The 15,334-nt window shown below is 27.8% G+C and carries 13 protein-coding genes; all 13 read right to left on the bottom strand.

Features of this window, described 5'->3' with window-relative positions; translation table 4 throughout:
• Positions 1-8: 8 nt before the first annotated feature.
• Positions 9-1,916: a class I tRNA ligase family protein gene (locus tag CJF60_RS04135; protein ID WP_084232219.1), complete on the bottom strand. Its 1,908-nt coding sequence runs from the start codon at positions 1,914-1,916 to the stop codon at positions 9-11.
• A 16-nt stretch (positions 1,917-1,932) separates the two neighbouring features.
• A complete protein-coding gene (locus tag CJF60_RS04130) occupies positions 1,933-3,438 on the bottom strand; it encodes an MATE family efflux transporter (protein ID WP_084232205.1) in 1,506 nt (501 codons plus the stop codon).
• A 42-nt stretch (positions 3,439-3,480) separates the two neighbouring features.
• Positions 3,481-5,028, bottom strand: a complete 1,548-nt coding sequence (locus CJF60_RS04125) for an MATE family efflux transporter (protein WP_084232206.1) — start codon at positions 5,026-5,028, stop codon at positions 3,481-3,483.
• Positions 5,029-5,111: 83 nt separating this feature from the next.
• Positions 5,112-5,975, bottom strand: a complete 864-nt coding sequence (locus CJF60_RS04120; protein ID WP_084232207.1) for a Cof-type HAD-IIB family hydrolase — start codon at positions 5,973-5,975, stop codon at positions 5,112-5,114.
• Positions 5,975-6,820 carry a Cof-type HAD-IIB family hydrolase gene (locus CJF60_RS04115; RefSeq protein ID WP_084232208.1) on the bottom strand — a complete coding sequence of 282 codons (846 nt, stop codon included), beginning with the start codon at positions 6,818-6,820 and terminating at the stop codon, positions 5,975-5,977. The genes CJF60_RS04120 and CJF60_RS04115 overlap by 1 nt, the downstream gene beginning before the upstream one ends.
• 128 nt (positions 6,821-6,948) lie before the next feature.
• Positions 6,949-7,686, bottom strand: a complete 738-nt coding sequence (locus CJF60_RS04110) for a hypothetical protein (RefSeq protein ID WP_084232209.1) — start codon at positions 7,684-7,686, stop codon at positions 6,949-6,951.
• Positions 7,687-7,688: 2 nt separating this feature from the next.
• Entirely contained in the window at positions 7,689-8,840 is a 1,152-nt protein-coding gene (locus CJF60_RS04105; RefSeq protein WP_084232210.1) for an MPN160 family protein, read from the bottom strand.
• Between the two features lie 10 nt (positions 8,841-8,850).
• The gene (locus CJF60_RS04100) at positions 8,851-9,837 is read right to left on the bottom strand and encodes an energy-coupling factor transporter transmembrane component T family protein (RefSeq protein WP_084232211.1); all 987 of its coding nucleotides are present in this window, start codon (positions 9,835-9,837) and stop codon (positions 8,851-8,853) included.
• Positions 9,837-11,009: an ATP-binding cassette domain-containing protein gene (locus CJF60_RS04095; RefSeq protein WP_084232212.1), complete on the bottom strand. Its 1,173-nt coding sequence runs from the start codon at positions 11,007-11,009 to the stop codon at positions 9,837-9,839. The genes CJF60_RS04100 and CJF60_RS04095 overlap by 1 nt, the downstream gene beginning before the upstream one ends.
• Positions 10,991-11,857 carry an ATP-binding cassette domain-containing protein gene (locus CJF60_RS04090; RefSeq protein ID WP_159444202.1) on the bottom strand — a complete coding sequence of 289 codons (867 nt, stop codon included), beginning with the start codon at positions 11,855-11,857 and terminating at the stop codon, positions 10,991-10,993. The genes CJF60_RS04095 and CJF60_RS04090 overlap by 19 nt, the downstream gene beginning before the upstream one ends.
• A gap of 269 nt (positions 11,858-12,126) precedes the next feature.
• Positions 12,127-12,777, bottom strand: coding sequence for a hypothetical protein (locus CJF60_RS04085; RefSeq protein WP_084232214.1), 651 nt, complete (start codon positions 12,775-12,777; stop codon positions 12,127-12,129).
• 63 nt (positions 12,778-12,840) lie between these two features.
• Complete coding sequence (locus CJF60_RS04080) at positions 12,841-13,419, bottom strand: hypothetical protein (protein WP_084232215.1); 579 nt, start codon at positions 13,417-13,419, stop codon at positions 12,841-12,843.
• Positions 13,406-15,334, bottom strand: a 1,929-nt coding sequence (locus CJF60_RS04075) for a S8 family serine peptidase (protein ID WP_180737982.1), incomplete at its 5' end; no start/stop codon positions are given. The genes CJF60_RS04075 and CJF60_RS04080, both read right to left, overlap by 14 nt.

Raw genomic sequence — 15,334 nt, 5'->3', positions numbered from 1 at the left:
TATTTTACTTAAACAAGAAAATTAACTGTTTTGCCTTCCACAAAAATTTCTTTTTTAATTTTCTTATCAGCAATTGCTGATTTAATTTCAGGTCGTTCAAGCGCTGCTTTAATAACTTGTTCTTTAGTTGAATTATTATCAACTTCAATAACAACTTTTAATTTGTTATTTACATGAACTGGATACTTAATTTTTTGACCTAAAATTTTGCTTTCATCATACTTAGGTCATACTTGAAATTCAACAGTTTTTTCACCCAATAATTCTAATAATTCTTCACCTAAATGTGGAGCAAAAGTTGATAGTATAATTGCAAAATCTTTTAAGATATTTCTATCGTAAATTTTATCTAATTTATATAGTTCATTTACAAAAACCATCATCTTACTAATAGCTAAATTAAATTTAATTTGTTCAATATCTGAAGTCACATCTTTAATAAATAAATTGTATTTATTTTCTAAATCTTGACTATAAGAATCTTTTGAAATTTTGCTTGGATCAGAAAGGAAATTTTTAAATAAACGATGAACTCTTGCTAATCATTTATAAACACCTTTAGTAGTTTCATGCGATCATGATTTGTCTTCACTAAGTGGACCCATAAACATTTCGGTAACTCTTAAAGTATCTGCTCCAAATTCATTTACGATTTCATCTGGACTAATAACATTACCTAAAGACTTAGACATTTTGGTTCCATCAGGACCTAAAATCATTCCTTGATTAATTAATCTTGAATAAGGTTCTGGTGTATCAACTAAACCAATATCATATAAAACAAAGTGTCAAAATCTTGAATAAATTAAGTGTAAAACAGCGTGTTCTTGACCACCAATATAAATATCAACTGGCAATCATTTTTTAAATCTTTTTTTAGCTTCTTCGCTATTAATAGGCTCATAAGTTCCATCATCATTTTTTAAAATATAAGCTAAATAATATCAACATGATCCTGCTCATTGTGGCATAACTGAAGAATCTCTTCTTCATCTTTTACCATCTTTTTCAAAACTGATTCATTCTTTATTATTAGCAAGTGGACCTTCACCTGTTCCTGATGGTTTAATGTTTTCCATATAAGGTAATTCAACAAGTTCATCTACAAGATGAACGTTATTATCTTCATCAAAAAGCACTGGGAAAGGTTCACCTCAATAGCGTTGGCGAGCAAAAATTCAGTCTCTTAATTTAAAAGTTTTATTGCCATCTTCATCAACCTCACGACCAATTCAATTTTTTTGAAGTCTCTTAATTGAATCTTCTCATTGTAATAAATCTAGTTGATCTAGTAAGCGATCTGCATACTCAGTAATTTTTAAAACTCATTGTTTCATTATCTTATTAGTAACTGGGAATGAACCTCTTTCAGAAACTCTTTCACCATTTTCTAAAACAATAATTTCTTCATTAGCTAAAACAGTACCTAGACCTTCACATCAATTTACTTCAGTATCTCTTAGCTCTGCTAAACCTTTTTTATATAGTTCTGTAAAAATAAACTGTGTTCAGCGATAGTATGCAGGATCACTAGTTTTGACTTCACGATCTCAATCATAAGAAAACCCTAATGCTTTAAGTTGTCTTCTAATATTGTCGATATTTTTATCAGTAAAAGTAGAAGGGTGATTACCTGTATTTAAAGCATATTGTTCTGCTGGTAAACCAAAAGAGTCTGCACCCATAGGGTGTAGAACATCATAACCTTGCAATCTTTTAGTTCTTGCAATAATGTCTCCTGCAGTATAACCTTCAGGGTGACCTAAATGAATTCCTGCACCCGAAGGGTAATAAAACATTTCTAAAACATAGATTTTTTTATTACCATTATCGACTGCTTTTCAAGGCTTAGCTTTTTCTCAATAAGCCTGTCATTTCTTTTCAATCTTTGAAAAATTGTAATTATCACTATTCATAATAAAATCCTTTTTTTTAAATTTCACTTTTAAGTTTTTCAACTTTTGTTTTTTTCTCATCAAGAGTAATATTGGTTGCTCAGTTTCATTTGTAGTAAGCGTATTCATAAGGGAAAATTTTTGGAATATCACTTAGATAAAACACTAAAACTGCTAATCATAGTTTCTCAGGGAAAAATCTAGCAAGCACAACATTGACAATTACTAGTCAAATAAATTGTAAAATATTTGCTGTAAAAGCAACATAAGAAAGTAGAGTGTTCTTTTTCCCACTTTGAATTGCGTTTGAAGATGATATAAATCATAATCAAGTTGGCATTAAAAATACAATCGGTAATAACGTATATTGCATCTCACTTAACATTTGAGACTGAATTAAATTAGCTGCTGCATCACCATTAATTGTTCTTTGATTTTCTACTTGACCTCTTACTAAAAAACCTAAATAAGGCAGAATTATCACTATTAAACCTAATAAAGATGCAGAAACTAATCCTAAAACAAAGTTATAACCTTTTAATTGCCTACTATTAACCTTAGCAACAGCAATGTTATTTCTACCTAGTTCTTGTGAAACAAGCACTGAAGTTGTAGCGTTAATTGAATTGATTGCACTTAAAAAAACTGCTGTAATTGAACCAGTTATTCCAATAATTGAAGCAGCTGATAAATTAAATTCAGCACTTCCAACTGATCCTGCAGGGTAGCCATAGTTTCAAAGCATAGTTCTTAAATTAATTGTCATTTGACTAATTGCTATTAAAAAACCACCTAGAACACGGAACTTCATAATATGTCAAATATGCCTATCAATTACAAAAAGCCTGATTGGATTAAAGATTACATGTTTATTTTTTCAAAACATGACACCTCAGTTAGTTAAAACAGCAACTACTCTAGCAATTCCACTAGCTGCTGCTGCACCAACTACTCCCATATTTAGAGCAAAAATGAAGATAGAGTTAAAAATAATGTTAGTTGCTAAAATGATAATTGAATTATACATTTGCAACTTTCCATAACCCATTTCTCTTAAAGCAGAACCATAAGTAAAACTAGCAGAGAGTAAAACTCAGGCAATTGTAATATATCTAATATATTCAATTGCTAGAACAACAACTTCTTCTCTTTCGCCAGGGCTTACTAGTTGCACTAGTTGTCTAGGAAAAATTAAAGCAATCACTGTTCAAATAACTGCAAAAATAAAAGCACTCATAAAGCGAAACTTCATTGTGTCTCTTGCTTTTTTATAGTCTTGCTTACCATAGAACTGAGCAAAAGCAGAAACTGAAATAAAAGAAATCGCTACATAAACTGAAGTAAGTAAGGCTGTGTAAACGTTAGCTATACTTAAAGCAGCAACACCACCATCGATTGTTGTAACCATAAAGTTATCGATAAAATTATTGAGTGCAAATAGAATTGCAGCGATGATAACTGGAACTGCAATTTTTGTATAAAGTTTTGTTGTACTTCATGAGTCAGGAAAATGCTCTCTCAAAAACTTTTTGGTGTTTTTCATAATTAGGATTTATTATAAATTATTATTTATATAACAAACAATTTATTTTGATTTTACAGTTTCTAAATTAGTGGCTCCCTTTTGTTCTTTTTTATGGATATTAACAATATTTTGAGATCAACTGATTTTGTAATAAAGAATTTCATAAATACATGCTAAAGAAACTTCTATAACTGTAAATATTCAAAATGCTTGTCACACTTCAAAGCGATAAACATTAGCATTAATTGCTCATAAAATTAATTGTACACCTAACATAAACACATTAATTAGTGCATCAATTATCCCGACAAGAGTTGCTCTTTTACCTTGTGAAAGGGCAACTATACTTGTGTAAATTCATAATCATAAAGGTGTTAAAAGAACATAGGGAACAATATTTAATTGAACATTTTTTAAAATATATGCTTGTGCATTTGTTGCATTAATTAAAGCTTGTGCTTCACTAATAGTTACTCCATTAAATTCTCTGATATTACTTACTCTGATGTATTCACCCGATGTTAAAAAAGTTAAGTAAGGTGCAGCAACTACAAAAGCAATAATAAAAGGAATAATTCCTACGCCAACAAAACAGTTAAATAATTTAATTTGATGTGCATGTTTTTTAGCATCTTCAATTTTATTTTTTCCGAGATTTCAACCAACAAAAATTCCGACAGTTGCAGTTACAGATTCTAAAGAAGATAAAAACATTGATGTAATTGCTAAAGAAATTCCAAAAATAGATGCAGCACTAAGTTCATAAATGGGCTCGCCCACTTGACCTACTTCATAATTAAAATTTCAAAAAACAGATCTAAAATAAATTGAGAAAACAGCTAGAAAAGAAAAGATACCTCCAGGTAATCTTTTGAAGAAAATTTTTCAAGCAATTTTTCTGATTTTAAAAATTCTTCAAATTTTAATATTTAAATTTTTATTCTTTTTATAACTAACTGTAAATAAAAAAGTTAAAGCAATTAGAGATGAAATAATCGTTCCGACTGCTGCTCCTTGTACACCAAAACCGACTCCAAAAATTAAAATAGCGTTAATTGAAATATTACTAATAATTTGAACTGTAACAATTATTAATTGTCACTTACCATTTTCTGTTTCACGTAATACTTGAGAATATAAAGTTGTTCCTGCAAGTAAAACTCATGAGATTGCAATCAATCTTAGATACTGTGTTCCTCCTTCTAAAACTTCCGGACTACTTTCTGCCGAAGGCAAAAATAAGAGGATCATTTGGGAAGGAAATATTCATGCTGCAGTTGCTAAAATTAAAGCTAAAGAAGTCATAATTATGATCCTAATTTTAATTACATTTCTAGCATTAGAAAAATCGCTTTTTCCATAAAACTGAGCAAAAGCACTGGCTAGTGCATAAGATACACCATAAAAAAGCGAAATCAAAATTCCTGTTCAAGTATTAGCAATTGCTAATGAAGAAACACCACCCGGAATTGTCCCAACCATGAAATTATCAACAAAATTATTTAATGAAAAAATGAACCCTGCAACGATAATTGGCAAGGCAATTTTGAAATACTTTTTATAAGTAGTTCACTCGCTTGGTGTATGTTTATGTCAAAATCTTTTCATTTATATTTCATTATAACAAATTAATTTAATTATTAAAAAATAAGTAAAAGCCCCCAAAATAGGGGCTTTTCGTACTTTTTTATTTAAATTTCAAAATGCTCTTCAATGTATTTTGCAACACCATCTTCATCATTAGTAAATTGACTAATATCATTTGCAATTGCTTTTAATTTGTGGTTTCCATTTTTCATAGCAACAAAAAACTTTACGTTTTTAGCCATTTCAATATCATTAGTTTCGTCGCCAAAAGCAATTGTTTTAGATTTGTCAAAATTATAAATTTGACAAATTTTTTCTAGCCCAGTTGCTTTTGAAAAGTTTTGTAATTGAATTTCATAATATGAAGCAGAACTAAAAAAATGCAAAAGATCAGTTGCGTTCATATCGATAAATCTTTGAAGTTTTTCTAAAATTGATGCACTTAAAAATGAAGTAGGAATTTCAAATTTTAAAATGTTTTCATTGCTAATTTCAGAGTATGATTTTTTAATTTCAAAAATTGCTTTTGCATGTTTATGTTTTATAAAATCATTCTTTTTTCTTTCAGCATGTAGGTGTGTTTGATCATAATATTTATTATCAATTGGATTAACTAAATAAACTGCATCAGTTGTATAAACAAAAGAATAAATTTTATTTTCTTCAAAAAATTTAGTTAATAAATCACAAGTAAAAGGATTAAATTTTGAAGCATGTAAAACATCTATTTTATTTTCTTTTAATAATAATTGACCATTAATTGTAATTAATGGTGTGCTTATTTTTAATGGTTCTAATAAGTTATAAATAAAATGTCCACTTCTTCCTGTTGCAATAATTACATTCTTATTTAGTTTTTTTAATTTCTGAATTACCTTAATTGTGTGTTCACTTAATTCGCTTTTTTTGTTTAAAAGAGTTCCATCTAGATCAAAAACAAAATTGTCAAAATCATTTATTTTTAGCATTATCACTCCATTTCTTTTTTTATGAAATAAGCTATTCCTGCTTCATCATTTGTTTTCTTAGTTACTATTTCAGTGTGCTTTAAAAGTTCAGGATTTGAATTTGCCATTGCCACAAAAACTGCCCCTGATTGAGCTGAAGAAATATCATTTGTTTCATCACCGAAAACAATTGTTGTTGCTAAATCAATAATTCCCAAATCATGTAAAATTTGAATTCCTTTGCCTTTTGAAGATGAATTTTTCATAACTTCATAATTTCATAATGAACTAAAAAAATGATTTAAATCATCACTCATGTTTTCTAATTCTTGTCTGAAAAGATAAAAAGTTTTAGCACTTATTTGCTCAACAAATAAGTTAAATTTAATAATGTCATGTTGATCTAGTTGGTCAAAATTATCTACAACATATTCAATTGTTGCATCCTTTGTTAAGTCAATATATTCAAGTTCTCTGATAAAAATAGGATTACTTGTTTGTCTAGAATTTTTATTGAAAATTGCACCTTTGCTTGTGTAAATACAAATGTAAATCCCTAATTCATGAGCTAATTTATATATTGCTTTAGCAGTTTTTTTATCAATAAAATCTTCATAAATTATTTCACCTGTACTTGGCGATTTAATTAAAGCACCATTAACTGAAATAATTGGCATGTTAGTTTTAGTTGCTTCAATATATGAATTAATTAAGTTAACACTTCTTCCTGTTGCTAAAATAATGTGCTTTTTTTGCTCCATTAACTCTTCAATAATTTCTAAGTTTTTTTCTGGAATCTCGCCTTTTTTATTTAAAAGGGTTCCATCTAAATCAAAAATAAAAGTTGTAAAATCGTCTATATGCATTATTAAAATTATATATTAGATAAGCCCATATTACTAGCAAAATCTTGGTGTGTTTTTACTAGTGAAAATAAAAAAATTTAGCACTTATTTTAAATGCTAAATTAAAATCAAATTTTGTTTTTACAAAATTACTGTACACCAGTGATTTTGTAAGTTACTGGCTTACCATATTTTTTAATTAGTTCATCTCACTGAGTACCTTTTTCACCAGATTGTCTAAAGTGAGCTGCATTTGTAAAAACTTGTGCAGGTACTTCGCTAGGAAACTTAATTACTGCTAGGTTGACTGAATAGTTTTCCACTTTATTTTCTTCATATTTATAGTCTAATCTTAAAAATAGACCACCTTGATATGAAATATATAAAGCAACCGTTTTATCACTAACACTATTAGTATCATCGTCATCATGATCATGAGTTACATCAGTGCTTGCAGCAGGAGAATTAACAATGTCGTAGAAATTAGCAATACTATAATCTGCTCCAACTTCATGCTGAGTAACAATGTGTCTATCTAATATGTTATTGTTTTTAACTAATGTGTTAGTTGCAACTGCTTTACCTTCAAGGTCTTGAAAAGTCAAGAGTGAAGGGTTTTTAACGATTCAAAGTGCATAATTAACCATAAAATCATTTAAGTTTTCAGATGCTGCTTTTTTAGCATCTGCTTGTGGTTTTGCTGAGTTTTCAACTGCAGCTGTTTTGAATTTTTCATCACTTGTTTTGGAAATCATTTCTGTAATTTGTGCAAGTGTTGAATCTGTAATGTTAGGCGCTTCCACATTACCCGAACAAGAAATTGCAATGGCTGCAACCCCTAAAATAGATGAACCAATTAAGGTATTTAATATTAATTTTTTTTTCATTTTTAAACCAATCCAAATTGTTTATTTATAAACATTATTTTCTTTTCAATCAAGACAAATAGTGCTGCTTCGATAGCATATTTGACAACAAAAATAGCTGTGACTGTCAAGATAAAATAAAGTGCGTTTAAGGAATTAACTAAATCTCTTCCTGAAACATTATCATAATATAATTTATGAGCAAGTGATGTAAAATCACCTGTAATTATAAAATATGATCCATAAAAGCCTAAGGCTTCTAATAGTGCTGCAATAACTGCAAAACTTAATAAGGCAAAAAGTTTTCTAATTTTTGTCTTCCTATCATTAATTAAATGTAAGTTTTGACTCTCGCTATTATCGACAGCAAACTTTGCTTGTGCTTTAAAAATTACGTAGTAAATAAAGTAAAAAAGAAAGACTACTAAGATGTTATTAATCATGTAAAAAACAACATCTATTGGCGAGTGTAAAGCATGTGTTGCAAAGTGTAATCATGGGCTTGCAATTGCAATAATTAAGGTATAAAAATTACCTATCATTTTGATTGCAATTAAGAGCACCATTGTTTCAAATAATCTAATCATTAAAGCACTACCTCAAGGCAAAATAATTCCTGGTATTTCAATAATGGATAAGACAATTGATAAGCCCAATAAAATTGCAGTTAGAGCAATTTTATAGGTTTCACTTTTAGTATTAAATTTATCAATTGCAAAAAAATCTCTATTAATTGTTTCTTTAAAAGTTACCTTGTCAACTTTTAAATATATGAAATCAAAATGTTTATTTTTAAACGTTTTTGATTTATCTAAAATAAGATTTTCTTTACTTTTATTTTGATTAATATTTTTATATCAAAAGCGATTAACTAAATAATTTACTCATCAAATTTGATGATGATAAATTATTAATCATGAGGCAATATGTAAGACTAAAAAGATGAAGGAAAGTATTGCTCCAATACTAATTAATATTTGTGATGTTTCACTTCAAACAAATGCATAACGGATATCAATATGATCACCATGATTTACTTCTCCATCTGTCATAAAATAAAATAATCCGTAAATTAAAATTCCTAATGAAATAAAAAATAAGAATAAAAATAAAATTAAAAAAGCAGATACTTTTGTTTGCTTTAAACGATATTTTAAGGATATAAATAATGTCATAACTGCCTTTCTATTTTGTAACTAAAAAATCTACAAATCAAATGAATCTTAAAAATGATTGATCATTTGTAATTTTATTTAAAATTAAATAATTAGGATTATTTAAATAATTTGTAAGTGATGTGGAAACATCTACAAATTGCTGATTTCATCAATTTAAGGTGATTAAAATTAAAATTGTGAAGATAATAAAAAAGATAATTATATCTTTCAAATGTAGATGAAATCGATGATATGTACTACGTTTTGCTCTAATATCAAAACCTTTTGCATCCATTGCTAATGATAAATCTTCCGACCTTTTTAATGAATTAACAAACATCGGAATTATCACTGATGAATAGGCTTTTATTTTTTTTATGATGTTATGGCTTTTAACATCAATACCTCTAGAAGCTTGTGCTTTTATTACTTTATGAAATTCCTGAGATAGTAATGGAATGCTTTGCAAACCTAAGGAAATAATTAAACTAATTGTTTTAACAGGAATTTTTAAATAACCTAATGGTCTTAATAAACTTTGTAAAGCAAGTGTTAATGTTAATGATTTAGTTGTCGATGTAAGTATTAAAATTATTGATAAAACATAACCAATTCTTAAAGCAATATATAGTGCTCTTAAAATACTTTTTGTATTAATTGAATATCATTCAACTCCACCATATTGACCACCACCTGAATAAATTGTGGCGCCTAGATTTTGATGATTTAATGTATCTGATAAAGTTAGATCAGGTTTAATAAAAAAGCCATTAATTAGTAATACAAAAATGAAAAAAAATAAAACAAATTTGAAGACAGTTGAAAATAATTTTAAGGGTATTTTGGCTATTAAAAAGATGGTTAAAACTAATCCTAATAAAAGCAATAAACCCCATAAACCTGTCGGTAAAAATACAAATACGATCATCATAATTGCAAGCAAAATTTTTACTCTTCCATCTAAATGATGAACTGCTGTTTCAACATTTAAATATGATCCATGTGATGTATGCATTATGATTTCTCTCTACTAAAATTAGTAATTGTTTTTGCTAGATCTTTTACATTTCGATCTTCATTATTAATGATATCAATTCCCTGTTTTTTTAGTCTTTCTTGGAATTTAATTACATTAGGTTTTGATAGTTCAAATTTACTTAAAAGTTGATCATTTCTAAACAAGTAAAAAGGGTCTCCATCATAAGCAATTTTACCTTCATGTACAACCTTAATTTGATCAGCAATTTCAAGTGCAAAATCAAGATCATGTGTGATTGTAATTACTCGCTTTTTTTGTATTTCTTTCATCTCTTTAATTAGATCTTTTAGTCAATCTATACCAGCAGGATCAAGTCCTACATTAGGTTCATCTAAAATTAATGTTTCAACTTGATTAGCTAAAATACTAGCAATTGCAAGTCTTCTTTTTTGCCCTGAAGAAAGTTGAAATGGAGAACGATTTAAAAATGTGAGTGGCAATTTAACCATGGCTAAATATTTGTGAGCATAATCATGATTATTTTTTGCAGATAATTTTAAAGCAATTGGTCCAGCTAAAATCTCTTCTTCAATTGTGTTTGCAAAAAGTTGGTAATCAGGAAACTGAAAAACTAAACCGAATTTTGCTTTTAAATCAGCGCTATTAAAATTTTTATAATTTGAAAATAAATAAAAATTTCCGTTTCTAATGTAACCAGTTGTTGCATAATTTAAGCCATTTAAAAGTTGTATCAAAGTGCTTTTACCACTACCTGTTTTTCCTAAAATAACTGTTGTTTTATTTTTTAAAAAAGTTGTTTCAATTTCTTTTAAAACATGATTAGGTTTTTTAGGTTGATCAAAATAAAAAAAGTTTGTTCTATGTAAATGCAGATCACTTTCAACTCAGTTATCCTTAAGTTGATTAAAATTTTTGTTACGCAACACCTGATTATTGAATTCTAAAAAGTTAAGAATTTTGTTTGCTTTAATTTCATATTTATAAATTAAATATGTAATTTTACTTTTTAATTTATCTTCTAAAAAAGGGTACTTATGATTCCTTTTGTTAACTTCAATTTTATTTAGATAAAAATTATATTTATCTAAATAACTCTTATTTAGTGAATTTAATTTTTTTTCTAATGCAGGAATTACTTCAAATAATTTTGAATCATATCTATCTTTAACTATTTGATGATTGCACATAATTCCTCTGATAACGATTGATCATTATGATCACAAGTTTTTAACTTTACACCTAGTTTTTGTAATTCAAAAGATAACTGACAAGAAAAAGGTAATTTTAAATTATTGCTTAATAAGATTTCAGGGTTTTCAATTAATTCATCATAAGTCGCAATTTTAACTAATCTTGAATTATTGAAAACAAAAATTTTATCTGCTTTACGTAAGTCTTCCATGTCATGAGAAATGGTGATGATAGTTCGGTGCTTTTCATTTCTGAGCTGCTCAACAAAAATCTGTATCTGTTTTCTACTTACTTCATCAAGCATAGACATTGCTTCATCAAAAATAATTATTTCAGGATCATTTGCTAGTATTGTGGCAAGTGTTGCTTTTTGTTTTTGCCCTCCACTTAATTTTGAGGTTTCAAAATTTGCATAATCTTCTAGATCAACTTTTTTAAGTGCTTTTGCTGAAATATCATCCATTAAATTTGGATCAATATTATAGTTTTCTAACCCAAAGATAATATCATCTTTAACAGTTGCACCAATTAATTGATAATCAGGATTATCAAAGATAATCCCTACTATTTTTTGAAAAATGCGCTTATTATCTTTGTTAACTTTGTTACCAAAGATTTCAATTATTCCATCTTGTTGTTTTAAAACTCCTGCAAGTAATTTAGCAACAGTTGATTTACCACTTCCGTTATTGCCTACAAAAACAACAAATTCACCTGCTTTAATTTCAAAATTAATGTCATTTAAAACAAGGTCATCTGAATGACCGTATTTAAAGTTTAGATTACTTACCTTGATGGCTATATCTTTATTGATTTTTTCAAAATTGCTAACATTGTTATTCAAAATGATTCGACAATCTTTCTACAGCTAATGCTTTTTTTTAAATTATACAAAAATATTACTTAAATAGAAAAACCTGTAAAAAATAGTTTTTAAGAGTTTTTAATACTAGCAAATCAAAATCTTAAAAAGTATAAAAACAAAATATTTATGGCTTCGTTATGAATCGAAAATTCTGAACATTTATTTCAATGCTCAGAATTTATTTTTGCTAGGTCAATAAATATTTTCCTTTTAAATATACATAAAAAGTTTACAAACAAAAGTAAATTTTAGGGTCAGTCCTTAAGTTCAAGCGTTGCTTTTATTTTATCTAAATCTTTAATTAATCTTTTGGGAAGTTTTAGAAATTGTGTGTGCGATTCATTAGATCGGCTTGCAATTCCCTTGAAATCTCTATTAGATTTATAACCATAATAAGCTTTGCTCTCATCTGCTTTATCTGGATTCAATAGCATAGGGATATTGAAAAAGAAAACCGTAAACTTTAAATTGTTTTCAACTATACTAACATCATAAGAGCGTTCAATAGTATCAGAAAACAAGAAAGCGTGTCCTGGTCAACCAAAGCCCGAAAGTAAAACTAGAACATTATCTTTGAAGTAATCATCTGAAAAATCTTTAATTATTTTATCTGATGTTTCTATTGGAAAATCCTTGGAAAATTTATTTTTAAAAGCCTGACTATATTTTTCTAGAAGGCTTTTTAGTTCTGATTCAGACTTTATAATAATTGTTGCAAATTTGGTGTAACTATCAAGATTTTTTTTATCTCAGATTGTGTTTTCTATATCTTCAAACCTTGAAAGATCTTGCGTAATGTATGAAAAATAATCTAAAAATCTTGATGAAGTTTGGGGATTTGTACGTGGCTGTTTTAGTTGTTTTTTAATCACATAATTATTTGAACCTAAATCAAACATTTTTCTATCTAAAGAATAAATAGCAGAATATGGTTGCGCATATTCTTCTTTTTTAAGAAAAAATTACTTTTCACTAAAATATTCTAAAGTAATTTGATTACCTTCAACCTTAATTTTATGTAAATTGTTAATTTTAAAGGCTGAACTAGAAGCAATCTTTTCGTCTGGACCAAGAGGTTGAATTTTCCCGCCAAAATCAATTATAACTATATTCTTTTTAAAGAATTCTGCATCATAATTTTTAGTAAATAAATTGATTGCTTTTTCTAATTTATTTTCTACCTTCTTTCTTACTTCTAAAGATGCACCAACAACTCTTTGTTTTACATCTAAATGTTTTAAAATTAATTGTCTTCACTTTTCAACGAATTCTTTTAACTGATAGTTTGTAGATATTAACGCAGGTTCTAATTTATCAAAATCTTCATCATAAATTTCAGAAATCATTTCAGGATCAAAAACTCCTACTTTAATTTTTTTTGTACCATAATCAATTGACTGTTCAAGCATTACTGTATTAAAAAAGTTCGTTTCAAAAAAATCATTTTCATCAAAATTTGAACAACTAATTGCTACTGAAGCAGATATAAATAATGAAGTTGTGGAAATAGCAAATAACAACTTTTTACTAACTAATGACATAAGTCATTACACCCTTTGTGCTAGTTTCACCCCTTGTTTGCCCATATTGTCTAATAACTGCTCTATATTTTCCGCTTTCTTTAATTTGTATTCTTATAAACTCAATATTGCTTGTGTAAGAAGCAGAATTACCCACAATCTCTCATTCTCCATTTGATTCATTTAGCTTCTCAACCTTAAGATCTATATCCGTTGGTATATACCAGTTTTCACCATATTTTTCTTTAAGATAATCAATTGACTTTCATTCACTTTCATATTTTCCATTAGCATATCTGGAATGATTTTTATCGAAATTTCTTTGAACTTCTAGAGCCTGTTCATATACTTTTGATTTCTTGTTTCATTCCTTCATTTTTTGAGCATGAAGTCCATCGTATATATTATACATATGTTGAGTGTATGATGAGTATGTATTGGTGCTAACCATGCTATCTCATCTTTTGTCCCATTTTGGTTTTTCACCAGGTGTTTCTGGTAATGATGGTCTATATTCTCGGTTGGTTGAATATCCTGCATCAAACAATCATGCAGTAGAAATAGATAGTGTTTGTCCTTTTTCTAAATTTGGCAAAGCAATTTCTTGCTTTCTATTACTTTCACTAACATTTATATTTTGAATATTATTAGCTGCTTTTTGCATTAATTCATAATTCACTAACCCAGCACCCACTTGATTATTTAAACTATTAGGGTTATTTGGTCCATAACCTTCAATTTTTCGTGAACCCGCAGTTAAAATAGCTAGAACGGCTTCAGGTCTGCCTACAAGATTGTAGTTATTTCTAAGTAGCATAGTTATTAACCCACTAACAAGGGCAGCAGAAAATCAAGAACCACGTAAATTTCCACTCGCAGTTATGCTTTCATTATCATTAACAAAAGATTCAAAATGATAGATTTCGCCTGGAGCAACAATTAAGGGTTTAGTTATTATATTTTTATCAGAAGTTCTATATTCTGAGAAATCACTCAGTTTATCTCCACTTAAATTAGAAGAACCTACAATTACGCTATTATGAGAAAGTTTGCCTAATGCTATCACATAGTCACCTTCATCGCGCGAAGATCCAGAATGAAAAACATTTATTATTCCATATTTTCTAGCTATAAAATCATAATAATAAGCATCATAATTATATCCATAATTATGTTTCTCTGCACTATCTCTAGTGAAAGTTTGATCTCAACTGTTATTTATAACTTTAACGCCTGAGGATATTAATCAATCATACTTTGCTATTTTTTGAGACATGACAGCATTTCTATCTACAAACTTTTGTCACTCAGCATTATCTTTATGATCATAAACACTATATATATCATCCACAAATAAATCTACACCATTTTTGCCTGCAATTACAGATAAAAGTTTATCAGTGTATTTTTCATTAGTAATATTGTATTGTTCTTTTCCTCCTTCTTTGTAATAATGAATATTTTGGTCACTAAATAAAATATTGTTTTTTGATACGCTACCAGTAGCTTCATAGATACCTAATTTAATTTTTTTGATTTCAGTATCGATTACTTTTTCTTTTAATAATTTTTTGAATAAAGCATCTTTTTTTCGTTGTTCCAGAGCACCAACTAATTCAAATTGCTTTTCAAATTTAAAAACATCGTAGTTATATTGAAAATCTAATTTTGAGGATTTTTCTTGATTAATTTTTGCTTGAGGTTTTCAGCTCGCATCTTCATATGAGTTGATTGATACAGAATTTTCTTTGCCTGCAAGCAAAAATAAATTAGTTTCTAAATTTTTTCTATTTTTAAAAACAAAGTTAATGTAAGGAGTTGTCTTACTAATTGTATAAAAGGAAAGATCTGATAATGACCCTTCTAATGAATTTACAAAATTTTGATTTTGTAAAATATATTGTTTAGTGATAGGAGAAATATCTTTATTTTTCTC

Origin of the sequence: Mycoplasmopsis agassizii, assembly GCF_002272945.1 — a bacterium.
Classification (GTDB): Bacteria; Bacillota_I; Bacilli_A; order Mycoplasmatales; family Metamycoplasmataceae; genus Mycoplasmopsis_B; species Mycoplasmopsis_B agassizii.
The sequence above is the reverse complement of the archived record's forward strand: the minus strand, read 5'-3'. Positions and strand labels throughout refer to the sequence as shown.